The sequence below is a fragment of the Pseudomonas sp. A2 genome (genome assembly GCF_023100865.1).
Taxonomy (GTDB): domain Bacteria; phylum Pseudomonadota; class Gammaproteobacteria; order Pseudomonadales; family Pseudomonadaceae; genus Aquipseudomonas; species Aquipseudomonas asiatica.
In genome coordinates this window covers 1,290,250-1,312,859 of the sequence record NZ_CP039127.1, presented here as the reverse complement: position 1 = coordinate 1,312,859, position 22,610 = coordinate 1,290,250, and the positions used below count along the sequence as shown (strand labels likewise).

23 protein-coding genes are annotated in these 22,610 nt (G+C 63.0%); 6 read left to right on the top strand and 17 right to left on the bottom strand.

Translation table 11 applies throughout. From position 1 onward, the window contains the following. Window positions 1-285: 285 nt before the first annotated feature. On the bottom strand, window positions 286-1,005 hold the full coding sequence (locus tag E5221_RS06160) for a response regulator transcription factor (protein ID WP_152619858.1): 720 nt from the start codon (window positions 1,003-1,005) through the stop codon (window positions 286-288). Window positions 1,006-1,367: 362 nt separating this feature from the next. Between E5221_RS06160 and E5221_RS06155 the strand changes: the two genes are divergently transcribed. After that, on the top strand, window positions 1,368-2,009 hold the full coding sequence (locus tag E5221_RS06155; RefSeq protein ID WP_247847008.1) for a TetR/AcrR family transcriptional regulator: 642 nt from the start codon (window positions 1,368-1,370) through the stop codon (window positions 2,007-2,009). Window positions 2,010-2,311: 302 nt separating this feature from the next. Beyond that, the gene (locus E5221_RS06150) at window positions 2,312-3,217 is read left to right on the top strand and encodes an RHS repeat-associated core domain-containing protein (RefSeq protein ID WP_247847006.1); all 906 of its coding nucleotides are present in this window, start codon (window positions 2,312-2,314) and stop codon (window positions 3,215-3,217) included. Here E5221_RS06150 and E5221_RS06145 read toward each other — a convergent pair. Then, a complete protein-coding gene (locus E5221_RS06145; protein WP_024086389.1) occupies window positions 3,214-3,990 on the bottom strand; it encodes a class I SAM-dependent methyltransferase in 777 nt (258 codons plus the stop codon). The two genes, E5221_RS06150 and E5221_RS06145, sit on opposite strands and share 4 nt — an antisense overlap. Window positions 3,991-4,093: 103 nt before the next feature. Here E5221_RS06145 and E5221_RS06140 point away from each other — a divergent pair, with 103 nt between their 5' ends. Then, window positions 4,094-4,714 carry a hypothetical protein gene (locus E5221_RS06140; RefSeq protein WP_039612814.1) on the top strand — a complete coding sequence of 207 codons (621 nt, stop codon included), beginning with the start codon at window positions 4,094-4,096 and terminating at the stop codon, window positions 4,712-4,714. Window positions 4,715-4,726: 12 nt separating this feature from the next. On the opposite strand, the gene E5221_RS06135 is transcribed toward E5221_RS06140, so the two are convergent. The 7 genes from E5221_RS06135 to ppc all read right to left on the bottom strand — a co-directional run bounded on the left by E5221_RS06135 (window position 4,727) and on the right by ppc (window position 12,085). Then, window positions 4,727-5,416 carry an extensin family protein gene (locus E5221_RS06135; protein WP_182329129.1) on the bottom strand — a complete coding sequence of 230 codons (690 nt, stop codon included), beginning with the start codon at window positions 5,414-5,416 and terminating at the stop codon, window positions 4,727-4,729. Beyond that, window positions 5,416-6,246: an isocitrate lyase/phosphoenolpyruvate mutase family protein gene (locus tag E5221_RS06130; RefSeq protein WP_039612812.1), complete on the bottom strand. Its 831-nt coding sequence runs from the start codon at window positions 6,244-6,246 to the stop codon at window positions 5,416-5,418. The genes E5221_RS06135 and E5221_RS06130 overlap by 1 nt, the downstream gene beginning before the upstream one ends. Before the next feature lie 28 nt (window positions 6,247-6,274). Next, window positions 6,275-7,144, bottom strand: a complete 870-nt coding sequence (locus tag E5221_RS06125; protein WP_182329128.1) for a DUF72 domain-containing protein — start codon at window positions 7,142-7,144, stop codon at window positions 6,275-6,277. Window positions 7,145-7,147: 3 nt separating this feature from the next. Further along, complete coding sequence (locus E5221_RS06120) at window positions 7,148-7,438, bottom strand: hypothetical protein (protein WP_003259832.1); 291 nt, start codon at window positions 7,436-7,438, stop codon at window positions 7,148-7,150. A 131-nt stretch (window positions 7,439-7,569) separates the two neighbouring features. Beyond that, window positions 7,570-8,244 carry a tRNA (adenosine(37)-N6)-threonylcarbamoyltransferase complex dimerization subunit type 1 TsaB gene (gene tsaB, locus E5221_RS06115; RefSeq protein WP_061550995.1) on the bottom strand — a complete coding sequence of 225 codons (675 nt, stop codon included), beginning with the start codon at window positions 8,242-8,244 and terminating at the stop codon, window positions 7,570-7,572. Window positions 8,245-8,549: 305 nt separating this feature from the next. Further along, window positions 8,550-9,200 (bottom strand): adenylate kinase, encoded by a 651-nt coding sequence (adk, locus tag E5221_RS06110; RefSeq protein ID WP_003259830.1) that lies wholly within the window; start codon window positions 9,198-9,200, stop codon window positions 8,550-8,552. Between the two features lie 257 nt (window positions 9,201-9,457). Continuing rightward, window positions 9,458-12,085 carry a phosphoenolpyruvate carboxylase gene (gene ppc, locus E5221_RS06105; RefSeq protein ID WP_039612810.1) on the bottom strand — a complete coding sequence of 876 codons (2,628 nt, stop codon included), beginning with the start codon at window positions 12,083-12,085 and terminating at the stop codon, window positions 9,458-9,460. Window positions 12,086-12,285: 200 nt separating this feature from the next. Here ppc and E5221_RS06100 point away from each other — a divergent pair, with 200 nt between their 5' ends. The 3 genes from E5221_RS06100 to E5221_RS06090 all read left to right on the top strand — a co-directional run bounded on the left by E5221_RS06100 (window position 12,286) and on the right by E5221_RS06090 (window position 14,334). Further along, window positions 12,286-12,627, top strand: a complete 342-nt coding sequence (locus E5221_RS06100) for a pilin assembly protein (RefSeq protein ID WP_025337943.1) — start codon at window positions 12,286-12,288, stop codon at window positions 12,625-12,627. Window positions 12,628-13,078: 451 nt separating this feature from the next. Beyond that, the gene (locus E5221_RS06095) at window positions 13,079-13,492 is read left to right on the top strand and encodes a DUF4398 domain-containing protein (protein ID WP_003258911.1); all 414 of its coding nucleotides are present in this window, start codon (window positions 13,079-13,081) and stop codon (window positions 13,490-13,492) included. A 50-nt stretch (window positions 13,493-13,542) separates the two neighbouring features. Further along, complete coding sequence (locus E5221_RS06090; RefSeq protein ID WP_015269164.1) at window positions 13,543-14,334, top strand: OmpA family protein; 792 nt, start codon at window positions 13,543-13,545, stop codon at window positions 14,332-14,334. 161 nt (window positions 14,335-14,495) lie between these two features. Here the strand turns inward: E5221_RS06090 and E5221_RS06085 are convergent, their stop codons facing one another. The 8 genes from E5221_RS06085 to wspR all read right to left on the bottom strand — a co-directional run bounded on the left by E5221_RS06085 (window position 14,496) and on the right by wspR (window position 22,569). Further along, a complete protein-coding gene (locus tag E5221_RS06085) occupies window positions 14,496-14,822 on the bottom strand; it encodes a hypothetical protein (RefSeq protein ID WP_061550996.1) in 327 nt (108 codons plus the stop codon). Next, the gene (locus E5221_RS06080; RefSeq protein WP_247847005.1) at window positions 14,819-15,742 is read right to left on the bottom strand and encodes an alpha/beta hydrolase; all 924 of its coding nucleotides are present in this window, start codon (window positions 15,740-15,742) and stop codon (window positions 14,819-14,821) included. The genes E5221_RS06085 and E5221_RS06080 overlap by 4 nt, the downstream gene beginning before the upstream one ends. After that, a complete protein-coding gene (locus E5221_RS06075; protein WP_013971219.1) occupies window positions 15,714-16,991 on the bottom strand; it encodes a flavohemoglobin expression-modulating QEGLA motif protein in 1,278 nt (425 codons plus the stop codon). Before E5221_RS06075 ends, E5221_RS06080 begins: the two co-directional genes overlap by 29 nt. A 178-nt stretch (window positions 16,992-17,169) precedes the next feature. Continuing rightward, a complete protein-coding gene (locus tag E5221_RS06070) occupies window positions 17,170-17,718 on the bottom strand; it encodes a hypothetical protein (protein ID WP_003258915.1) in 549 nt (182 codons plus the stop codon). A 29-nt stretch (window positions 17,719-17,747) separates the two neighbouring features. After that, the gene (locus tag E5221_RS06065; RefSeq protein WP_061550997.1) at window positions 17,748-18,452 is read right to left on the bottom strand and encodes a TetR family transcriptional regulator; all 705 of its coding nucleotides are present in this window, start codon (window positions 18,450-18,452) and stop codon (window positions 17,748-17,750) included. A gap of 205 nt (window positions 18,453-18,657) precedes the next feature. Further along, complete coding sequence (gene lysS, locus E5221_RS06060; protein WP_013971217.1) at window positions 18,658-20,160, bottom strand: lysine--tRNA ligase; 1,503 nt, start codon at window positions 20,158-20,160, stop codon at window positions 18,658-18,660. 92 nt (window positions 20,161-20,252) lie between these two features. Continuing rightward, a protein-coding gene (gene prfB / locus E5221_RS06055) for a peptide chain release factor 2 (protein WP_108480361.1) occupies window positions 20,253-21,348 on the bottom strand; the annotation gives its coding sequence in 2 pieces (ribosomal slippage) (window positions 20,253-21,275 and window positions 21,277-21,348; 1,095 coding nt in all). A 216-nt stretch (window positions 21,349-21,564) separates the two neighbouring features. Continuing rightward, the gene (wspR, locus tag E5221_RS06050; protein WP_003258607.1) at window positions 21,565-22,569 is read right to left on the bottom strand and encodes a Wsp signal transduction system regulator diguanylate cyclase WspR; all 1,005 of its coding nucleotides are present in this window, start codon (window positions 22,567-22,569) and stop codon (window positions 21,565-21,567) included. Window positions 22,570-22,610 lie beyond the last annotated feature (41 nt).

The following is a 22,610-nucleotide window of genomic DNA, read 5'->3' as shown; positions in this document are numbered from 1 at the left end:
AGCGCAATGCCAGTCAGTTAAGCGAAGTGGAGCCGCTTTGCGGCCCATCGCCGGCAGGCCGGCTCATTTAACAAAACATGACTCATTGGTTCGGCGAGGTTCTGTAGGAGCAGCCTTGTGCTGCGAAGAGGCCGGTACTGACAAAGCCTGTCTATTGCTTGTACCGGCCTCTTCGCAGCACAAGGCTGCTCCTACAAAGGACGCTCAAACGAGCGATAGTTGTTATCTGCGCGACAGCGCAGCCCAAAAGGAGCTTCGCCCCCAAAGGCCCTGGCCAATGGGCATTCAGTCCATCTCTCCCGATTTGGACGCAGGCGGCTCTTCGCCACCGGTGAGTCCGTGCCGCACCGCATACATCAGCAAGTCGATGCGGTTGGTGAGGTTGAGCTTCTGATAGATGCTGCTGAGGTGATTGTGCACGGTGTGTTCGCTGATGCCCAAGCGCCCGGCGATGCACAGGTACTTGGCAGACGGATCGCCAACGATGGCGCGAACGAGTTCCCGCTCGCGCAACGTCAGCCGTGCATGTTTCGCCTGCGCCGGATTACACCTGAACGGTATATGCCTGGCCGAGGCATAACCGGAAAGCCCACTGACCCAGGCCCTGTCCAGCCCGATGTCGCAATGGTGGACTTTGATGATGGCCTGGATAATCGACTCCGTTGAATCCTCGGCCAGCACGATGCCAAGCGCGCCCGCCTCAATGGCCTGTGCAACGGGGGCGGCCTCATACACCCCTTTGAGTACCAGCACTTTCATGTCGCCAGAGCGCGCGAGTTCGGCAACTACCTCGAGCGGGTCCAGCGCATCTGGAAAAAAGCTGAAGAAAATGACATCGGGCCGCAACTGGTCGGCAAGTTCCAGCGCATGGGTATAGGTGGTGGCCTGACCACTCACTTCCATACGGGGCTTTCTGGCATTTATCAGATCGTGAAGCCCCAGGAGCACCAGAGGCCGACAATCGATCAGCATCACACGTATCATCTTTATATGGTCCGGCATCATCTGCTTGCCTCCCATGAAAAACGTTCCATGTCCTCCCCTTGTAAGCCTTTTCCTACAGACCCTTCGGTGGAGTCTAGGCGAACCTTGCCTGCTGCCAGTCCCTCGCGCCGGCAGGCAGCACCTCAAGACCCATGTGGATGGGAGCCATGTTCACCCCGTCCCGCCGCTGAAAATCAATGGCTTGGGCTCATCGGGCGCCCCCATGAGGGCACTTCTGCATTCGACGAAAAGTCAACTAATCGACGAGTGGCGCGAAGTTACACACGTTAAAATTATCTCGTCAATTTACCGCCACACAGGTTTTCCCCGCAGGCTTTAGCCGGATGGCGCCTGAACCGTTAAGATGGTGTTTCTTCAACCAGATGCAGACCACAATGTCCAACGACGCACCCATCGGCCCGGGCCGGCCCAAGGACCTGGCCAAACGCGAGGCAATTCTCGAAGCAGCCAAAGCCCTTTTCCTCAGCCTCGGCTACGCCAACACCAGCATGGATGCGGTCGCTGCGGCGGCAGGTGTTTCAAAGCTCACCGTATACAGCCACTTCACCGACAAGCAGACGCTTTTCGGCTCGGCGGTCATGGCAACCTGCCAGATCCAGTTGCCCGACCTGCTGTTCGAGTACCCCGACGGTGTGCCGGTAGAAGAGGTACTGCTGACCATTGCCCGTGGTTTCCAGGCGCTGATCAGCAGCGATGAAGCGGTCAAACTGAGCCGCCTGATCATGGCCCAGGGCAGCCTCGACCCGAGCTTTGGCGAATACTTCTACGAAGCCGGGCCCAAGCGCGTGCTGGCGGGGATGGAAGCTTTGCTGCGCGGGGCGCACGAGCGCGGGCTGCTGCGCATCGACAACCCGCTGCGAGCTGCCGAACACTTCTTCTGCCTGGTCAAGGGCGCGCCGGATTATCGGTTGCTGCTGGGGTGTGCCGGGCCGCTGGAAGGTGACGAGGCGGAAGCGCATGTGCGCGAGGTGGTGGGGGTATTCTTGCGAGCTTACCAGGCCTGAGGCATCTGCTGGCAAACGCGGTCTTTTTGCAGGCGTAACTTTCTTGCACACCCTCGAAAGCTGTCGCGGTCCCTGTGGGAGCGGCTTTAGCCGCGAACACCGGCAAAGCCGGTGCCATCCACCACGTCAGCTTCTTCGCGGGTAAAACGCTCCCACAGGCCCAGCGCGGCCTTCAAAGGCGGCATAGTGCCTGCAGGAACGCGTCCGTCAATCACCGTGCTGGAAACCAGCACACTTACCTGACAGTTTTGCCAGTATCCAATCAGGCATCTTCGTGACAGGCTCGCATGCACACCCTGCACATGAGCGTCACCACCATGCGATTGCAAGCACTCAAGCTCTTTTACAAGGGCAGCAAACTCTCGGTATTGCATACGAGCGGTGCTCACCACACAGTGGTCAGCGCCAACCACCAGAACCTGTGCGAAACGAATAGTAAAACTGCGCAAAAACGACTACTGGCCACCGATGCACAAGATTCAACAGTCGCAATCAATTCGCAAGGCCAGACCACCATTGCCTACAGCCCCTTTGGCAAAGACAGTTACTCACTTGGCAGCTCATTGTTATCCCGCTTCACGGGCCAGAGTTTGTTGGCTTCTGGAATAGGTTACTTACTAGGTAATGGCCACCGCCTTTTCAACCCTGGAATAATGCGTTTCCACAGCCCGGACAGTTTGTCGCCGTTTGATAGAGGTGGTATCAATGCCTATGCCTACTGCGCCAACGACCCCATAAACAGAGTAGACCCTAGTGGTAAATCTTTCAGATCCATTTTCAAATGGAAACGTGGTGGATATTCATACGAAAAGCTTGCGCCACGATTGGAGGAAAGAAACCCTACACTTTCTAAAAACGAATACAAGGCTTTAAAAAAATCAATCGCAAAACGCGAAAAGCAAGTGATAGATGAGCTGAACTGGGCTATTTCAAACGGCGAGCAGAGCACAGTAAACAATACCATCGCCAAAAATGATATTCTCCAAGGACAACGCAGAAAACTGGACAATCTAGTGCTCGACGAGCACAACCGATATAATCCAGACATTATTAAAGAACTTATTGACAACGCCCCGAAAAATACAACCGGCAAACTTGCTGAAGAGCTACTAGCCCCTCCGACACCACAATCGCTTATCAATATGATACCGGAGGGTCTGCTAATGGAGGATATGCAGGTACGCTTGCGCCGCCTGCGTAATGGCTAAGCCTTTAACGCTTTCTTCGGATAAATATCATACCGGCTCGACTTGCCCTCCAGGCTATGGCTCGGCTTCGGCCCGTCGATGATCGGCGCCTTGCGCGGCCGCTTCACCACCACCCGGTGGCTGGCCAGCGCCAAGGCGGCTTCGAGCAGGGCCGGGGCATCCAGGTCATCACCGACCAACGGGCGGAACACACGCATTTCCTTCTTCACCAGCGCACTCTTGTCCCGGTGCGGGAACATCGGGTCGAGGTAGATCACTTGGGGCGCCTCGCCTTCCCAGGCGCGCATGCGCTCGATGGCGTTGCCGGTCAGCAGGCGCATGCGCCCCACGATCGGCCCCACCTCTTCATCCGCACGGGCCCGCGCCAGGCCGTCCTCCAGCAGCGCGGCAATCAGCGGCTGGCGTTCGATCAGGGTCATCTGGCAGCCCAGGCTGGCCAGCACGAACGCGTCCTTGCCCAGCCCGGCAGTGGCATCCAGCACCTGCGGACGCACGCCCTGGGCAATGCCCACCGCCTTGGCGATCATCTGCCCGTTGCCACCACCGAACAGGCGCCGGTGCGCGGCCTGGCCTTCGACAAAGTCCACCCGCACCGGCCCCGGTGCCTGCGGGCCCAATTGCTGGATCTGCAAGCCATCGACGCCCACCTGTACGGCAAACCCGGCAGCATCGTCCTGCAGCGGCAACTCCAGGCGCTGTGCCCACGCAGCGGCTTGCGCCTCGAATTCAGCCGACAGCGCCTCGACCCGGATACCTGTGCCCTGCTCTTCCATCATTCACACCTAGAAATTAAACCCAGCCCTTAATGTATCGGCTACTTCGGCCGATACAGGCAATATCCCGCTATTCTGCCAGAGCACAACGCGCGCGACTGCCATGTCAGATACTCTTCCCATCGGCTTGACCTACCTGTCGCCTGTCGGCAACTACAGTCAGCACAACACTCAGGCACTCGGGGGCGTCAGCCACCTGTGGCAGGATTTCTTTGCCCGGGCCATGGCCGAGCAGCAGGAAGAGCCCGTAGACAGCGTCAGCCAGTCGTTCGTGCAATACGACCAGAGCAGTGGCGAGCCGATCGGCGGCGCCCGGGCGCTAGCCCTGATCGACGCCCAGCGTGCCTGCCCGGTGCATGACACCATCGTGGCACCGCCCGAGCCACTGTTCCTGCCCAAGGCAGAACTCGAAGCCAACCTGCTGCCGCCCGCCCCCGAGCCGTTCAGCGCAGTCGAGCTGATCGAGCAGCAGCGCCAGCTCGATATCAGCAACAGCTGGCTACGCCCGGTGGTGATGAGCCAAGGTCACCCGATTGCCGAGCCCGGCCCCGGCCCTGCTCCGCGCTCGCTGTTCCTGCCGATCGCCGAGTTCGAGACCAACCTGCTGGACCCGGCGCCCGAACCGTTCGATGACGCCACCCTGGCCAAGCAACAGAACGACCTGGAGTTCGACATCCACTGGGCACGCCCGGTGGTGCTTAACAACGTGCGCGCCCACGCCTGAACGCGCCCACGCTCAGCGACAGATCTGCCAGCGGCCCATGTCCACATGAAAGTGGTTGTAGTGTGCAGCGTTGTAGTCCGGCCCAAGTACCGTGCTGAAGCTGTCACAGGCCGCCCGCTGCACCTGACGAAGGAATTCCGCTTTCTGCCCGCCCGCCTGCCAGTCCCGCGCAAGGACGATGCGCTGGCCGTCCCGCAGGCGAAAGCCACTGATGTCCAGGGCATCGGCCGTGGCGTGCTGGCTCAGCCGGCCCTGCTTGCGGTGGTAGACATTGCGGCAGGCAAAACTGCCCAGGTGGTCGACCTGAGCCACCGGCTGCCCCAACACCCGTTGCGCCACAGGCTGCAGCCCATGGTTTTCGAACAGTGCATATGCCACTGCCAACGGACAACTGGCCAGGAAGCTGCCGCCGAGCCGCGCCTGACCACCGTCGATACGCCATACATTCCGCAATGGGCAGTTGGCAGTAGCCGAACTGTCGGCCTGTGCCCGGTAGCGCAGCTGGCTGGTTTGAAGTGCCAGGCGACACAGCGTCGGGTCATCACGAAGGCGGGACAGCTTGTAGGGGGTCAGCAGGTTGGGGGGCTGACGTACGTCCAGCGGCGCCCACGGGTTCCACGCGGCGGGCAGCCGCCAACCCAGGTGCCAAGCCAGCCCCGCAAGCAACGACAGGCCGGCCAGCAACGCCAGCACGGCCCTCATCAACGGCGGAACAGGTCGTTGAGTTGGGCGAATGGCAGCGCCTGCTCACCGTAGCCGAAGGTGCCCTCATCGCGAATCTCCAGCGCGGCCCGGTGGAAGGCCCCCAACGCGGCACGGGCAAGCGACGAGCCGACGCTGATGCGGCGTACACCCAGGTCCTGCAACTGGTTGACGCTCAGCGGCACGCCCGCCATGCCCATCAGCACATTCACCGGCCGCGGCGCGAGGGCCTGCACCACCGCGCGGATTTCCTCGACAGTGCGCAGCCCTGGCGCGTACAGCACATCAGCACCGGCCTCGGCATAGGCCTGCAGGCGCAGGATGGTGTCGTCCAGGTCCATGCGCCCGTGCAGCAGGTTCTCTGCCCGGGCGCACAGGGTGAACGGGAACGACAGGCTACGCGCTGCCTGCACAGCTGCACGAATGCGCTCCACGGCCAGCCCGAAGTCGTAGATGGGCGCTTCACTGCGGCCACTGGCATCTTCGATGGAACCGCCTACCAGGCCAGCCTCGGCAGCGCGCAGGATGGTCTGGGCACAATCTTCGGGCAGGTCACCAAAGCCGTTCTCCAGGTCAGCGGCCACCGGCAGCGGGGTGGCATCGACGATCTCCCCGGCATTATCAAGGGTATCGTCCAGGCTCAAGGCGCCTTCGGCGTCCGGACGGCCCAGGCTGAAAGCCAAGCCTGCACTGGTGGTGGCCAGCGCCTCGAAGCCCAGGCTGGCCAGCAACTTGGCCGAGCCGGCATCCCACGGGTTGGGGATGACGAAGGCGCTGTCGCGCTCGTGCAGGGCCTTGAAGGCTTCGGCTCGCAGGGTTTGCACATCCATGGTTCAACCTCCGGCAGTCAGGGAAAGGTCAGAGTAGCCCCAGTTGTTCGACCTCGGGGGTGCGCGACAATTCCGGCAACGCGGCAAGGCCCGGCAGGCGCTGCATCAGGCGTTGATGAAAGCGCTGGGCCAGCGCCGCGGCCAGGCGGTTGTCCGAGGTGTGCAGGAAGATGTATGGGTTGCGGCCTTCCTCGATCCAGGCGGCGACCTTGTCCACCCAGGGGGTAAGGAAGGCCTCGTTGGCCTCCAGCTGCGGGTGGCCGATGAAGCGCACCTGCGGGTGCTGGCTGAAGGCTGCCGGGCGAGGCGGTACCTTGGGCTTCTTAGCCTGCGCATGCAGCACGGCAGGGTCACGAGAGGTGCAACTGAACAAGGCGCGCGGGTCCAGGCAGATACGCTCCACACCGCGCTCATGCAGCAGGCGGTTGAGCAACCGCTCTTCTTCACCCTTGGCGAAGAAAGCCTGGTTACGCACCTCCACGGCCACCGGCACTCCGACTTCGTCAAGGAAGTGGCAAAGCTCGCCCAGCCGTGCTGGGCTGAACTGGGCCGGCAACTGCAGCCAGTACGGCGCTACGCGCTGTCCCAGCGGGGCCATCAGGCGGGTGAAGTCAAAGGCCGGTTCCAGCTGATCGCGCAGGTCGCCTTCATGGCTGATGTCCCGGGGGAACTTGGCAGTGAAGCGGAAGTGTTCGGGCATGATCTGCGCCCAGCGCGCAATGGTGCCGGGTGCGGGGCGTGCGTAGAAAGTGGTGTTGCCCTCGACGGCGTTGAACACCTGGCTGTAGTAGCCGAGCATTTCACCGCTGTTGGCGTCGGCGGGATACAGGTAGTCGCGCCAGGCGTTTTCGCTCCATGACGGGCAACCGAGAAAATAAGGCAGTGGTGATGGACTCATCCACTAAATGTACAGGTCGAGCCCCAGTACTTCCATGTCCCAGTCGGTAAAACCGGCAGTGCTCAGGTAGCTGGCCAATGCGGTAGCGGTGCGGCGGTCACGGGCGCGGGGGAAGATCATGTCCTGCTGGCGCGCTGGCAGGCCACCACTGCGACGGCGAGCGGTGGTTTCCTGAGGGGCGGTCTCGACCTCCTCGATCACCTCGGCATCATCGATGGCCTCGTCACGCACAGCTGCCTTGCGCGGCGTGCGCTTGATCGGATAGGACTGCGATGAGAAACCGTCGATACGCATGGCATGAGCACTCAGAACCAATGATGGCAATTTAGCAGCATCAGGGTTCCATCGCTAATGCTCGAGTGATAACTGGACCACAGATCGCGCAAAAGGTTTTAGTGTCATCGGCGATAACCGACGAACAACACTCAGCGCTTCTTGGGTGTCGCTACATTATCGCGCAGGTAGACCGGTTGCGCCTGTTCGGCAACGATCGCCTCGCCACGCGCCCAGGCAAAGCTGGCCAGGCTGAGGATGTCCAGGGCGTTGGGCAAGGCACTGGCATTGCTGGCGGCCACCTGCACCGCCAGGCGCTCGGCATAACCCCAACCGGTACCGGCGCCGAACCACTCGCCAGCGCTGCCCACCGGCAGCGCCACCTGCTCGGGCGGCAGCACTGCCTCCTGGCCGACCAGGCGCATTTCACCTTCGGTGGCCTGATAGCAGCCCCAATACACTTCATCCATGCGCGCATCAATGGCGGCCGCCACTTGCTGTACACCGTGTTCACGCAACGCGCCCTGGGCCAGCGCGGCCAGGTTGGACACCGGCAAAACCGGGCGTTCCAGTGCGAAGGCCAGGCCCTGGACCACCCCGATGGCAATGCGCACGCCGGTGAAAGCGCCCGGCCCACGGCCAAAGGCGATGGCATCCAGCGCATTCAGCGCCACGCCGGACTCGGCCAGCAGCTGCTTGATCATCGGCAGCAGCTTCTGGGCATGCATGCGCGGGATCACCTCGTAATGGCTGGTTACCTTGCCGTCATGCAAAAGTGCGACGGAACAGGCTTCGGTGGCGGTATCCAGGGCCAGGAGGGTGGTCATCGAACGGGTATCCAGGTACTAGGGGGAAAAGAGCGGCAGTATAGAGCAGCGGCGGCGTTGTGTCCCGAAGGGGCAGCTGTACGGCCATTGCCCGCTCGGCTGGCGCGGTCCCTGTAGGAGCGGCCTTGTGTCGCGATGGGCCGCAAAGCGGCCCCTGCAATTTTCGCGGCGAAGCTGAGTTTTTGGGGCCGCTGCGCGCCCCATCGCGACACAAGGCCGCTCCTACAGGGATCGCATTTGGCAACAGGGCCACAAACGACAACGGCCCGCAAGCGGGCCGTTGTCGAGGTGCGTCGGGTGCTGGATCAGCTCAGGGCTGCCAGGACCTTGGCGGTGATGGCTTCGACCGAGCCGACGCCTTCGATGTGGCTGTACTTCGGCTTGCCGGCATTGGCGGCCGACAGCTTCTGGTAGAAGTCCACCAGCGGCTTGGTCTGGCTGTGGTAAACCGACAGGCGATGGCGAACGGTCTCTTCCTTGTCGTCATCACGCTGGATCAGGTCTTCACCAGTCTCGTCGTCCTTGCCTTCCACTTTCGGCGGGTTGTACTGAATGTGGTAGGTGCGGCCCGAAGCCAGGTGCACGCGGCGGCCAGCCATGCGGCCGACGATTTCCTCGTCGTCCACGGCGATTTCGACCACGGCGTCGATGTCGACACCGGCAGCGACCATGGCTTCGGCTTGCGGGATGGTGCGTGGGAAGCCGTCGAACAGGCAGCCCTTGGCGCAATCAGGCTGGGCGATGCGCTCCTTGACCAGGCTGATGATCAACTCGTCGGAGACCAGCTGGCCGGCATCCATGACTTTCTTCAGTTCCAGGCCCAGCGGGGTACCAGCCTTGACGGCGGCACGCAGCATGTCACCGGTGGAAATCTGGGGTATACCGAACTTTTCGGTGATGAACTTTGCCTGAGTACCTTTACCGGCCCCGGGAGCTCCCAGCAGAATTACGCGCATCTCGTGCTCCTCAAATTTTGTTATGAAATTCAATGGATTCGGCGACCAGGGCCAAGTCCGGAAAATCGGGTATGACCATAAATCGGTCAGAAGGCTGCTCAAGATACACAGCGCCCGGCAGCCAGACAAGCGTCCCAAAGTTGCAGGATTGCGCCACCTACGGCTGGCCTGGCAGGCGGTTGCGCCCGGCGCAACCACCCTCTTCGCCCACTTGCATCCCCCGCACTGCACCTGCCCGGTGCTCCCCGGGCCTACCTTCAGCCGGTATTGCGCAGGCCGGCTGCAATACCCGCCACAGTCACCAGCAAGGCCTGCTCCAACGGGCTGTCCAGAGCGGCTTCGCGGCTGCGCGAGCGGGCCAGCAACTCGGCCTGCAGGCGGTGCAACGGGTCCAGGTAGGTATTGCGCAGGCTGATGAATTCCAGCGTCTCGGGGCTGTGCGCCAGTAGCACCGGCTGCCCGGTAAGGCCCAGTACCACCTGGCAGGACTGCGACAATAGGTCGCGCAGGTGCGCACCCAAAGGCAGCAGGTGCGGTTGCACTAGACGTTCGTCGTAGGCCTCGGCGATCTGCGCATCGGCCTTGGCCAACACCATCTCGAGCATGTCGATGCGGGTGCGGAAGAACGGCCATTGCTCGCGCATCTGTGCCAGCAGTTCACCCTGGCCACGCGCCAGTGCATTGTTCAATGCCGTTTCCCAACCAAGCCAGGCTGGCAGCATCAGGCGGGTCTGGGTCCAGCCGAAGATCCACGGGATGGCCCGCAGGCTTTCGATGCCACCGGCGCGGCGCTTGGCCGGGCGGCTGCCCAGCGGCAGGCGCCCCAGTTCCTGCTCCGGGGTGGACTGGCGGAAGTACTCGACAAAATCGGGGTTCTCCCGCACCACGCCGCGGTAGGCCTTGACGCCATCGGCGGCCAGTTGGTCCATCACCTCGCGCCAGGCCGGCTGTGGTGGTGGCGGTGGCAACAAGGTGGCTTCGAGCACGGCGGCCAGGTACAGGTTCAGGTTCTGCTCGGCGATGCCCGGCAAGCCGAACTTGAAGCGAATCATCTCGCCCTGCTCGGTGGTGCGGAAGCGCCCCGCCACCGAACCGGGTGGCTGCGACAGGATCGCCGCGTGGGCCGGGCCACCGCCGCGGCCTACCGTGCCGCCACGGCCGTGGAACAGCAGCAACTCGACCTGGTGCTCGGCGCAGATACGCACCAGGTTTTCCTGGGCCCGGTACTGCGCCCAGGCCGCAGCCGTGGTACCAGCGTCCTTGGCCGAGTCGGAATAGCCGATCATCACTTCCTGCGGGCCGCGCAGGTTCGCGCGGTAGCCTGGCAGGCCGAGCAGGCGCTGCATCACCGGGCCGGCATTGTCGAGGTCGGCCAGGGTCTCGAACAGCGGCACCACGCGCATGGGCCGAGTCAGGCCGGCCTCCTTGAGCAGCAACTGCACCGCCAGCACATCCGAGGCAGCACCGGCCATCGAGATGACGTAAGAGCCCAGCGAGGCGGCCGGCGCAGCGGCAATTTCCCGGCAGGTGGCCAGTACCTCGGCGGTATCGGCCTGCGGCTTGAAGTGCGCGGGCAGCAGTGGCCGGCGGTTTTTCAGCTCGGCCTGGAGGAACTCGATGCGCTGCTCTTCATCCCAGTCGGCATAACGCCCCAGGCCCAGGTAGTCGGTAATCTCGCTCAACGCATCACGGTGGCGAGCGGCGTCCTGGCGCACGTCCAGGCGGCCCAGGAACAGGCCAAAGGTCACGGCGCGGCGCAGGCAGTCGAGCAACGGGCCTTCGGCGATCACACCCATGCCGCAGGCGTGCAGGGACTGGTAGCACAGCTCCAGCGGCGCGATCAGGTCGCGGTTGTCCACCAGCACCTCGGCGCTGGCCGGCTGGCTGCTGGTCAATGCCGAATGCGCCCACGCGCGCGTTGCTCGCAGGCGATCGCGCAGTTGCTTGAGCAGGGAGCGGTAGGGTTCGGCACTGTCGCCGACCTGCTCGCGCAGCGCATCGTCGGCCTGCTGCATGGACAACTCGGAAGCCAGCGCATCGATGTCGCGCAGGAACAGGTCGGCAGCCATCCAGCGCGCCAGCAGGAGGACTTCGCGGGTGACCGCTGCGGTCACGTTGGGGTTGCCATCACGGTCACCGCCCATCCACGAGGCGAAGCGGATCGGCGCCGCCTCCAGCGGCAGGCGCAGGCCGGTAGCCTCCAGCAGGGCCTTGTCGACCTTGCGCAAGTGGCTGGGGATGGCGTGCCACAGCGAATGCTCGATCACCGCGAAGCCCCACTTGGCTTCATCTACCGGCGTCGGTCGGGTGCGGCGGATTTCTTCGGTGTGCCAGGCCTCGGCGATCAGCCGGCGCAGGCGCTCGCGCACCTGCTGGCGTTCCCCCGGGGTCAGGTCGCGGTGGTCCTGGGCAGCCAGTTGGCCGGCGATGGCGTCGTACTTCTGGATCAGGGTGCGGCGAGCCACTTCGGTGGGGTGCGCAGTGAGCACCAGTTGGATGTCGAGCTTGGCCAATTGCCGGGCCAGGGCATCATTGCTGTGCCCGGCCTGCTTCAGGCGCGCCAGCAGCTCGGGCAGCACCCGGGCCTCGAACGGCTCGGGCTGGTCGGCGTCGCGGCGGCGGATCAACTGGTACTGCTCGGCCATGTTGGCCAGGTTGAGGAACTGGTTGAAGGCCCTGGCCACGGGCAGCAAGTCTTCATCGGCCAGGTCCGCCAGGGTCGAGCTCAGTTGCTCGCCGGCGCTACGGCGGTCGGCCTTGGCACTGTGACGGATGTCCTCGATCTTCTGCAGGAACGCCTCGCCATGCTGCAGGCGAATGGTATCGCCAAGCAGTTCACCCAACACATGGACATCTTCACGCAAACGCACATCGATATCGGTCATTGGCCCTCTCTCCGGCGCGGCTCTGGCGCATTGCATCCCTTTTTCAGCCTTTACGCGATCCCCTGTGGGAGCGCGGTATTCGCTCCAAGAGTGCCCACAGCCAGGCGCCGATGGCAAGCCGTGATCGGCCAAAGCAAACTAAAGTGAAAGCACGACAATCCCATGCATTGCAGCCCTTTCAGGCGTCAACAGAGGTCAGCATGAAAATCCGTGAACTCGCCCAGCACTGGGAACAGAATGCCGCCGGCACCCTCAGCCCCACGGGCCATGTCCTGCATCTGGACCTTGAGTCCGAAGCGCGACTGGCCGCGCTGATCGACATGTACCCCAAGCGCACCGCCGAGGAACTGCTCGGTGAGCTGGTCGCGGCAGCCCTCGAGGAACTGGAAGCCAGCTTCCCCTATGTGCAAGGCCGCCAGGTCATTGCCACCGACGAGGAAGGCGACCCGCTGTACGAGGACATCGGCCCTACTCCGCGCTTTCTGTCACTGTCGCGACAGCATCTGCACGCCCTGAGCAACCCAGGGGCCGATAGCGAATAGCTAAGGTGTAGGTCATGAGTTTTGCGGCGCCCGGGAGATCGAGCGCCGCCCGCGCGGCGCTTCGCAGCGCAAGGCTGCTCCTACATCTATTTCGGGCCAATTATTCCTGTGAGGTTTGTGCGCGAATGCTTTGGCGCATGGCTCGATATCGCGTTGTACGAACAAGGTGGTCGCGTGCACTGGCACAGGCGTGACTGGCCCGAAACAGATGTAGGAGCAGCCTTGCGCTGCGAAGCGCCGCGCGGGCGGCGCTCGATCTCCCAGGCGCCACAAACCCCAAACATGATCAAATTTTTCTGAACTATCCGAAAAACGCGTCAGTCACAGCCAATAGCCATCACGCTAAAACCCTGCACACCTGCCGTTGTGCACCGTTGAGCTGAAGCGCGCGCACGTGTCAGGGAACGAGCGATGGACTGCTACGGACAACGTCGTAAACAGGAGTAATCCAATGGAACTGACCACCAAGAACACCCGCATCTACAAACCCTCATCCACTCATGTGCGCGGGTTCAAGCTGGCAGCGCTGGCCTTGGGCAGCAGCCTGGTCCTGGCCGGCTGTGCGGGCAACCCGCCCACCGAGCAGTATGCAGTCACCCAGTCCGCCGTGAACTCGGCCGTCAGCGCTGGCGGCACCGAGTTCGCCGCCGTGGAAATGAAAGCGGCCCAGGACAAGTTCAAGCAGGCCGAGATCGCCATGCATGACAAGAAGTACGACGACGCCAGGCGCCTGGCCGAACAGGCCGAATGGGACGCCCGCCTCGCCGAACGCAAAGCCCAGGCGGCCAAGGCCCAGAAGGCCGTGCAGGATGCCCGCCAGGGCGTTCAGGACGTACGTGAGGAAGGCCTGCGCAGCGCTCAGTGAGCCCTGCCCTGCCCACCTCGGTCTTCGCACACGATCAAAGGATGAACACTATGCGCAACTACGTCATGATTCCCGCCCTGCTGGCCCTGAGCGTCGGCCTTGCCGCCTGCTCGCACGACCCTAACGCCAACCTCGAATCGGCCCGCACCAACTTCTCCTCGCTGCAGAGCGACCCGCAATCGAGCAAGGTTGCGGCGCTGGAGACCAAGGACGCCCAGGACTGGCTGAACAAGGCCGACAAGGCCTACATGGACCGTGAAGACGAGAAGAAGGTCGACCAATTGGCCTACCTGACCAACCAGCGCGTCGAAGTGGCCAAGCAGACCATCGCCCTGCGCACTGCCGAAAGCGAACTGAAGAACGCTTCGGCCCAGCGCGCCCAGGCCAAGCTTGACGCACGCGACGCACAGATCGCCAAGCTGCAGGACAGCCTCAACGCCAAGCAGACCGACCGCGGCACGCTGGTCACCTTCGGAGACGTGCTGTTCGACTTCAACAAGGCCGAACTCAAGAGCAACGCCTACCCGAACGTCACCAAGCTGGCGCAATTCCTCCAGGAAAACCCGGAACGCAAGGTGATCGTCGAGGGTTACACCGACAGCGTCGGCTCGGCCAACTACAACCAGGGCCTGTCGGAGCGCCGCGCCAACAGCGTACGCATGGCACTGGTACGTGCCGGCGTCGACCCGGCGCGCATCGTCGCCCAGGGCTATGGCAAGGAGTACCCCGTCGCGGACAACTCGAGCAATTCGGGGCGTGCGCAGAACCGCCGGGTGGAGGTGACCATCTCCAACGACAACCAACCGGTGGCACCTCGCTCTGTGAGCCAGGTACAGCAGTAAGGCTGGCTAGCTGAACTGACAAGCCCCGCGATCGAAGCGGGGCTTTCTTTTGCCTGTTCCGACCCTTTCGCGGCTGAAGCCGCTCCCACAGGGACTGGCGCGGTCCCTGTAGGAGCGGCTTCAGCCGCGAAAGGGCCAGCACAGGCAGCAGAGATGATGGCTCACTGCACCTGCTGCGGGGTTTCCTCGCCCATGCAACGCACCGCGCGCTTGCGGTTGTCCACCAGCACCCCTGTCAGGCCTTTCTGCTGGGTATCGAACAGCACCAACACGCCGTCGACGCACTGGGCCATTTGTGGTGCCGGGTCCAGCGAGACCTTGTAGTCCTCGCCGGGGATGGTCTTGAGCATGGTGAAGTCCTGCAGCAACAGGGCATCTTCGGGCTTGGCGAAATGCAGGTAACCGTAGTACCACAAGGCCCCCACCGTCACGATGATGCTGCCGATACCGGTCAGGATCAGCGGGATGGCGTTGCGTTCTTCACTCATTGCTTGTTCTTCTCGTCAGGGTAATTGGGCACTTCGGCCAGCCGCCGCAGGCCGTTGAAATGGCTGGGGTCGTCAAGAAAACGCAGCATAACCTGGCGCCAGGTCGGGTCGGCGAAGGTCTGCACGTGGCCACCACGGGTCAGTTGCAGCACCCGCGGCGCTGGCGCGTGCTGGTACAGGCGGATGCCGTTGTCCATCGGCACCAGGGTATCGTCGATGCTGTGGAAGAACAGCTTGGGCGGGCTGCTCAGCTGCTCGATCGAGCGGATCGCGCTGTCACCGTCCGGCACCAGCCACGACAGCGGCACCTGCAGCGGCCAGGTCATCCACGAGGTGCTGAGGGCAAAGCGCCCGACCGCACGGTAACTGGCCGGCACACCGTCGAATACCAAAGCACTGAAACGCTGGCGCTGCTCCGGGTGGGCCGCCAGGTAGTGAATGGCCATGGCCCCGCCAAGGCTCTGCCCCAGCAGCACCAGCGGCTTGCCCTTGACTTCGGGCGCCTGCTCCAGCCAGGCCATGGCCGCGGCGATGTCCTGGTACACCTCGGGCAGGCTCGGCTCGCCCTGGGACAGGCCATAGCCGCGGTAATCGATCATCAACACCTGGTAGCCCTGCTCCGGCAGCCAGTAGCTGCCGCCCAGGTGCCCAGGCAGGTTGCCGCCATTGCCATGCAGGTGCAGCACCGTGCCCTTGACCTCGACCCCGGTCTTGGCCGGCAACCACCAGCCGTGCAGGCGGATGCCATCAGCAGTGATCAAGGTGACATCGCGGTACTCGAGCCTGGCCCGCTCGGGCGTGAACGGCTGGCCGCGCTCGGGATAGAACAGCAGGCTGCTGCAACCGCCCAGGCCCAGCAGGATCAAACCCAGGGCCAGCAGGCGGCAGCACTCAGAGAATGTTCGCGTAATCGGCTTCAATACGGTCCAGGCTCAGGTGGTTGAGGAAGTTGGAGAAGCACATCCAGGCCGACAGCGCATTGAGGTCGCGGAACTGCTCGGGCAGGTACTTGGGCGGCTCGACCAGGCCTTCCTCGACCAGCTGTCGCAGGGTACGCATGTCTTCCAGGGTGGTCTTGCCACAGAACAGCAACGGGATCTGTTCAAGCTTGCCCTTCTTCACGGCCAACTGAATGTAGTTGTAAACCATGATGAAGCCTTTGAGGTAGGACAAGTCCTTGGTAAATGGCAGGCCATTGGGCACCGACCCGCGGAACACCCGGCTGGCGTTGCTGTAGCTCTGCGCCATCTCGAACCCCTGCTCGCGGAAGAAGTTGTAGATCTGCATGAAATCGGCACCCTCCTCGACCATGTGGATGGCGCGGGTGCGGTTGGTGAGCTTGCGCAGGCGGCTGGGGTAGGAGGCGAAGGCGATCACCTCCATGAGGATGGCCAGGCCTTCCTGGGTGACCGTCGACGAGGGCGGGCCCTTGGCCAGGAAGGTACAGATCGGCTGGTTCAGGCCGTTGAGCGTGGTGCCGACATGCACCAGCCCTTCGTGCACCTCCAGGGCGCGCACGTCACGGGAGTTGAACATGGCGTCGGCACGCACCTTGATGTAGTCGGCCCCGGCCGCGGCATCGGCAACGATACCGTCGGACTCGAACACACGGATGGTCTCCTCGGCCTCGCCGAATACCTTGTTCAACCGGTGCTGGAGGATTTCCACGGCCTCCTTGGCGGTGAGGTTCTTCGGTTCGTCCTTGAGGTCGCCACGGCCATCGATGTTGTTCAGGTAGTCCGACAGCATCAGGCCGAGGTCGGCCAAGGTCGGATCACCAGCGTGGAAGGCATCCGAGGCAGCGCCGTACAGTTCCTGGGAGATCAGCCCGAAATCCTCGGTGCCACGCGCTTCGAGCATGCGCACCACCATGCGGTATTCGCGGCACATGCGCTTCATGATCTGCCCGACCGGGTTGAACTGGCCGAGCTGGCGAATGATGTCGCGCTCGATGCCCTGAAACTCGGCCTTGACCGCGCTGGAATCGAACGCCAGCGGGCGCGACTGGTAGTAGGCACGGTCGACAGCCGGCGGCTCCTTGCCCTTGGCCTTGAGGAAACCCTGGCGGATGTTGTCGTCCCACTTCACCGCGTCCAGAACCCGGATCGGGGTCTGTGCCGCAACGATGCGGTCGGACAGGGCACGGATGGTTTGCTGGTATTCGTCCACCGGGGACTCCTTATTGGAACAAAGTGCCAAGCCTTGCTTTGCCTGTACCGGCCTCGGTTCCTGTAGGAGCAGCCTTGTGCTGCGAAGAGGTCATTAGCGGCAACTGAAATGGTTCGCCGTACTAGCCTCTTCGCAGCACAAGGCTGCTCCTACAGGGGACCTGGGCCGGCACAGGTAATTACTTGCCGGAGCGCTGGAACCGTGCCACTTCAACGAACAGGTCGGAGTTGGCCGGGTCGTCCAGGTACGCCAGCACCCGCGCCGACGGGCTGTCGATCAGCACGCCGTCGCCGTTGTCTTCCGGCACTTCGGTGCTGCGCCCGGTCAGCTCCTTCTTGTCCACCGCCTGCTGCACCTGCTCGACATCCAGGTTGTAGACCACCAGTTCCTTGCCATCGACGATATCGAAACCGCCGATCAGGAAGTTGCCACCCAGGCGCTTCGGCACGCCAGCCGACAGGTACCAGCGGTTACCGTGGCGCGACACGGTGAACACGTATTCCTCAGGGGCCTTGCCCTTGGCCGTGGCCACCGCCTTGTAGGCATCACCGCCGCTACGGCTGATCACCAGCTTCAGCGGCTCGCCCCAGGCGTCCTTGCTGCTCCACTTGCCGAGCAGGGCCTTGGGCGCCGCCTGGTTGCTCGGCAACGGCTCGTGGAAGGTCACCAGACAACCGCCCAGCAGCAGGAATGACAAAGTCAACAACACCACACGCCAGGCTTTCATCAGGTTCTCCTTGAAAAGTCGGTCTCGGCTCAGGCCGATGCCAGCACCAGCTGCAGGTATCGGCTAAGCATAGCGAGCATCTGCCCATCGGCTTGCGCGTTCGCATCCTTGAGCAGGCCCTGATATTCCATCTGCTCGATAATCGCCGTCAACATTTGGGCGTCCTGTTCCGGTTGCTGCGAGCCCACCACCTGCAGCAATTGGCGGGTGCCATGCAGCAGGATCTGTTCATGGGCGCACACCAGTTGAGCCAGGCGCGGGCACAGCAGCGCCTCCTGGCGGAAGGCCTGCTCGGCCATCAGAAAATCACGGCGGGTCAGCAACTGTCGCTGCACGTAGTCGGCAGTCATGCGTGCTACCTCGTCAGCCAGACGTGCCCGCGCCTGCGGGCTGCCGTCACCCTGGGCCAGCAACTGGCGCAACACCACCTCGGTATTGGCCCACAGCTTGGCCATGTAGGCGGCGCTGCGTTCGACGTACTGGGCAAAGGTATCGGTGAGCAGGTCCTCGATATCCTTGAAGTAGTAGGTGGTGGCCGACAATGGCACACCGGCCTCGGCGGCGACGGCGCGATGGCGCACACCGCGTACGCCATCGCGCACGACGATGCGCATGGCGGCGTCGAGGATAAGTTGGCGACGCTGCTCGCTGCCCTGGCGGGCAGTCTTGCGGCCTTGGTATTGCACGCTTTCGGCGACGGCGGTGGCGATGCCGGCGGCGCCCTGGTGAGGCATTGCGGGTGTCACAGGGGGTACCTCATGGACAGTGTTTCGTCAGTGCCGGCCTCTTCGCGGCTAAAGCCGCTCCCACAGGGACCGCACCAGCCTGAGGGTAGTGGGATCCCTGTGGGAGCGGCTTTAGCCGCGAAGAGGCCGGTACTGACAACATAAAGCTTCAGGCAAGAAAAAGCCGCCTCGAAAGGCGGCTCGTTCAATTCACTCAGGCCTGCGGACGCATGTGCGGGAACAGGATCACGTCGCGGATCGACGGCGAGTTGGTCAGCAGCATCACCAGGCGGTCGATACCGATACCTTCACCTGCAGTCGGCGGCATGCCGTACTCCAGTGCGCGAACGAAGTCGGCGTCGTAGTGCATGGCTTCGTCGTCACCGGCATCCTTCTCGGCCACCTGGGCCAGGAAGCGCTCGGCCTGGTCTTCGGCATCGTTGAGCTCGGAGTAGGCGTTGGCGATCTCGCGGCCACCGATGAACAGTTCGAAACGGTCGGTAACAGCCGGGTTGTCGTCGTTGCGACGGGCCAGCGGCGATACTTCGAACGGGTACTCGGTGATGAAGTGCGGCTGCTCCAGTTTGTGCTCGACCAGCTCTTCGAAAATCATCACCTGCAGCTTGCCCAGGCCCTCGTGGCCCAGCACCTTGGCACCGGCCTTTTTGGCGATGTCGCGGGCGCGGTCGACGTCCTGCAGGTCGGCAGCGGTCAGCTCCGGGTTGTACTTGAGGATCGAGTCGAATACCGACAGGCGGGCGAACGGCTCGCCGAAGTGGAACACCTTGTCGCCGTACGGCACGTCGGTAGTGCCCAGTACCAGCTGCGCCAGCTCGCGGAACAGTTCCTCGGTGAGGTCCATGTTGTCGCGGTAGTCGGCGTAGGCCTGGTAGAACTCGAGCATGGTGAATTCAGGGTTGTGACGAGTCGAAACGCCTTCGTTACGGAAGTTGCGGTTGATCTCGAACACCTTCTCGAAGCCACCAACCACCAGGCGCTTGAGGTACAGCTCCGGCGCGATGCGCAGGAACATGGCCATGTCCAGGGCGTTGTGGTGGGTTTCGAACGGCTTGGCTGCGGCACCGCCCGGGATGGTTTGCAGCATCGGCGTCTCGACTTCGAGGAAGTCGCGCTCGATGAGGAACTTGCGGATGTGCGAGATCACCTGCGAACGCACACGGAAGGTGTGGCGGGTTTCTTCATTGACCATCAGGTCGACGTAACGCTGGCGGTAGCGCTGCTCGGTGTCGGTCAGGCCGTGGTGCTTGTCGGGCAGCGGGCGCAGCGACTTGGTCAGCAGGCGCACGTTGGTCATTTCGACGTACAGGTCACCCTTGCCGGAACGGGCCAGGGTACCTTCGGCGCTGATGATGTCGCCCAGGTCCCAGGTCTTGACCGCGGCCAGGGTTTCTTCCGGCAGGGTCTTGCGGTTGACGTAGACCTGGATACGGCCGGTCATGTCCTGAATGACCATGAACGAGCCGCGGTTGAGCATGATGCGGCCGGCAACCTTGACCGGAATCGCTGCAGCTTCCAGTTCTTCCTTGGTCTTGTCCGCATACTGCTTCTGCAGGTCGTTGCAGTAGCTGTCGCGACGGAAGTCATTGGGGAAGGCATTGCCCTTGGCGCGCTCGGCGGCAAGCTTTTCCTTGCGCAGGGCGATCAGGGCGTTTTCTTCCTGTTGCAGGTCTTGCGCTTCGGTCTTGAGGTCGCTCATTTCGTCATTCTTTCCATCAGGTGTTCGGTGCCCCTTTCGGGCAGGGCACGCGGTACCGGCCCATGCCAGGTACCGCGGCGGTTGTGTGCGATTTACAGCCCTTGCTTGAGGCTCGCTTCCAGGTACTGGTCGAGGTCGCCGTCCAATACCTTCTGGCAGTCGCTGCGCTCTACACCAGTACGCAGGTCCTTGATACGCGAGTCATCCAGCACGTAGGAGCGGATCTGGTGGCCCCAGCCGATGTCCGACTTGCTATCTTCCAGCGCCTGCGAGGCGGCGTTGCGCTTCTGCATTTCCAGTTCGTACAACTTGGCCCGCAGCATTTTCATGGCGGTGTCCTTGTTGGCGTGCTGGGAGCGTTCGTTCTGGCAGGCCACCACGGTGTTGGTCGGTACGTGGGTAATACGCACCGCCGAGTCGGTGGTGTTCACGTGCTGACCACCGGCACCGGAGGAACGATAGGTGTCGATACGCAGGTCGGCCGGGTTGATCTCGATCTCGACCTTGTCGTCGATCTCGGGCGACACGAACACCGCCGAGAACGAGGTGTGGCGACGGGCACCGGAGTCGAACGGGCTCTTGCGCACCAGGCGGTGCACGCCGATCTCGGTGCGCAGCCAGCCGAAGGCGTACTCGCCCTTGATATGCACGGTGGCGCCCTTGATGCCGGCGACTTCACCTTCGGAAAGCTCGATGATGGTGGCATCGAAACCACGCTTGTCGGCCCAGCGCAGGTACATGCGCAGCAGGATGTTGGCCCAGTCCTGCGCCTCGGTACCACCGGAGCCGGCCTGGATATCCAGGTAGGCGTTGTTCATGTCCATTTCGCCGCTGAACATGCGACGGAACTCGAGTTGGGCCAGTTTTTCTTCCAGGCCTTCCAGCTCGGTCACGACGTCGCCGACGGCGCCTTCGTCATTTTCCTCGACGGCCATGTCGAGCAGGTCCTGGCAGTCCGCCAGGCCGCCGGACAGCTTGTCCAGGGTCTCGACAACCTGTGCCAGCATGGCACGCTCGCGGCCCAGGGCCTGGGCGTACTCGGGCTTGTTCCAGACGTTGGGGTCTTCCAGCTCGCGGTTGACTTCGATCAGGCGGTCATGCTTGTGATCGTAGTCAAAGATACCCCCGAATGGACTGGGAGCGCTCGGTGAGGTCCTTGATGGTGTTCAGGATCGGTTGGATTTCCATGGGCTGGCTACTCGCACGAATTCGGTGAAAAGCCTGCGAGTATAACCGAGTCCGCCGCAGGGCGGCAGACCCGCCGGGCGGTAGAAGTGGTGTCGGCAGAAAGAGGTGAACGCCTGCCCCGGCCTCATCGCCGGCAAGCCAGCTCCCACAGGTACAGCGCAGTGCTCAGGCATGCGCTGTACCTGAGGGAGCTGGCTTGCCGGCGATGAGGCCCTGTCAGGCGATGCCAACCTGGTTGCGCCCGCCATTCTTGGCCTGGTACAGGCCTTTGTCCGCAGCCGAGATCAGTTGCCGGCTATGGCTGCCGATGGACGGAGTCTGGGTGGCCAGGCCAATGCTCACGGTCAGATACGAGTCGGGCACCGGCGCGGTGTGCGGGATGCCCAGGCCGAGCACGGTCTGACGCAGCTTCTCGGCCACCAGGCGTGCCCCACCCGGCGAGGTGTTGGGCAATACCAGGACGAATTCCTCGCCGCCATAGCGCGCCGGCAGGTCGGTCGGCCGCGAGCACGAGCCGCGGATCGCCTCGGCCACCTGGCGCAAGGCCTCGTCACCGGCCAGGTGGCCAAAGCTGTCGTTGTAGGCCTTGAAGTAATCCACGTCGATCATCAGCAGCGACAACTGCTGCTGCTCACGCATGGCCCGGCGCCATTCCAGTTCCAGGTACTCGTCGAAGTGGCGGCGGTTGGACAACCCGGTCAGGCCATCGGAATTCATCAGCCGCTGCAGCATCAGGTTGGTATCGAGCAGTTGCTGCTGGCTGACGCGCAAAGCACGGTAGGCCTCGTCGCGCTGCAACAGGGTAAGGTAGGAACGCGAGTGATAGCGGATGCGCGCCACCAGCTCGATGGTATCCGGCAGCTTGACCAGGTAATCGTTGGCCCCGGCAGCAAAGGCTGCGCTCTTGACCAGCGGGTCCTCCTTGGTCGACAGGACGATGATCGGGATATCCTGGGTAGCCGGGTTGTTGCGGTATTCACGCACCAGGGTCAGCCCGTCCAGGCCAGGCATGATCAGGTCCTGGAGGATCACCGTAGGCTTGATTCGCACGGCCTGGGCCACTGCCTGGTGCGGATCGGCGCAGAAGTGGAAGTCGATGTTCTCTTCGTTGGCCAGGCCACGCCGCACCGCCTCGCCGATCATGGCCTGGTCGTCGACCAGCAGCACCATCGCCGAGTTCTCGTTGGGGGTCGTGAAACCTTCGATCGGTAAATCATTCATACCTGTTCACCCGATCACTGCCGGCCTGGCGGCGTGATTCA

Excerpts from the sequence above, each read along its gene's own strand:
- E5221_RS06085 (WP_061550996.1), bottom strand. The coding sequence starts at position 14,822 with ATGAGTGAAGAACGCAACGCCATCCCGCTGATCCTGACCGGTATCGGC.
- lysS (WP_013971217.1), bottom strand. The coding sequence starts at position 20,160 with ATGAGCGACCTCAAGACCGAAGCGCAAGACCTGCAACAGGAAGAAAAC.
- E5221_RS06090 (WP_015269164.1), top strand. The coding sequence starts at position 13,543 with ATGCGCAACTACGTCATGATTCCCGCCCTGCTGGCCCTGAGCGTCGGC.
- E5221_RS06125 (WP_182329128.1), bottom strand. The coding sequence starts at position 7,144 with ATGAGTCCATCACCACTGCCTTATTTTCTCGGTTGCCCGTCATGGAGC.
- E5221_RS06130 (WP_039612812.1), bottom strand. The coding sequence starts at position 6,246 with ATGGATGTGCAAACCCTGCGAGCCGAAGCCTTCAAGGCCCTGCACGAG.
- E5221_RS06070 (WP_003258915.1), bottom strand. The coding sequence starts at position 17,718 with ATGAAAGCCTGGCGTGTGGTGTTGTTGACTTTGTCATTCCTGCTGCTG.
- E5221_RS06155 (WP_247847008.1), top strand. The coding sequence starts at position 1,368 with ATGCAGACCACAATGTCCAACGACGCACCCATCGGCCCGGGCCGGCCC.
- adk (WP_003259830.1), bottom strand. The coding sequence starts at position 9,200 with ATGCGCGTAATTCTGCTGGGAGCTCCCGGGGCCGGTAAAGGTACTCAG.
- E5221_RS06150 (WP_247847006.1), top strand. The coding sequence starts at position 2,312 with ATGAGCGTCACCACCATGCGATTGCAAGCACTCAAGCTCTTTTACAAG.
- E5221_RS06135 (WP_182329129.1), bottom strand. The coding sequence starts at position 5,416 with ATGAGGGCCGTGCTGGCGTTGCTGGCCGGCCTGTCGTTGCTTGCGGGG.
- E5221_RS06140 (WP_039612814.1), top strand. The coding sequence starts at position 4,094 with ATGTCAGATACTCTTCCCATCGGCTTGACCTACCTGTCGCCTGTCGGC.
- ppc (WP_039612810.1), bottom strand. The coding sequence starts at position 12,085 with ATGACCGATATCGATGTGCGTTTGCGTGAAGATGTCCATGTGTTGGGT.
- wspR (WP_003258607.1), bottom strand. The coding sequence starts at position 22,569 with ATGAATGATTTACCGATCGAAGGTTTCACGACCCCCAACGAGAACTCG.
- tsaB (WP_061550995.1), bottom strand. The coding sequence starts at position 8,244 with ATGACCACCCTCCTGGCCCTGGATACCGCCACCGAAGCCTGTTCCGTC.
- E5221_RS06160 (WP_152619858.1), bottom strand. The coding sequence starts at position 1,005 with ATGATGCCGGACCATATAAAGATGATACGTGTGATGCTGATCGATTGT.
- E5221_RS06095 (WP_003258911.1), top strand. The coding sequence starts at position 13,079 with ATGGAACTGACCACCAAGAACACCCGCATCTACAAACCCTCATCCACT.
- E5221_RS06145 (WP_024086389.1), bottom strand. The coding sequence starts at position 3,990 with ATGGAAGAGCAGGGCACAGGTATCCGGGTCGAGGCGCTGTCGGCTGAA.
- E5221_RS06065 (WP_061550997.1), bottom strand. The coding sequence starts at position 18,452 with ATGCCTCACCAGGGCGCCGCCGGCATCGCCACCGCCGTCGCCGAAAGC.
- E5221_RS06120 (WP_003259832.1), bottom strand. The coding sequence starts at position 7,438 with ATGCGTATCGACGGTTTCTCATCGCAGTCCTATCCGATCAAGCGCACG.
- E5221_RS06100 (WP_025337943.1), top strand. The coding sequence starts at position 12,286 with ATGAAAATCCGTGAACTCGCCCAGCACTGGGAACAGAATGCCGCCGGC.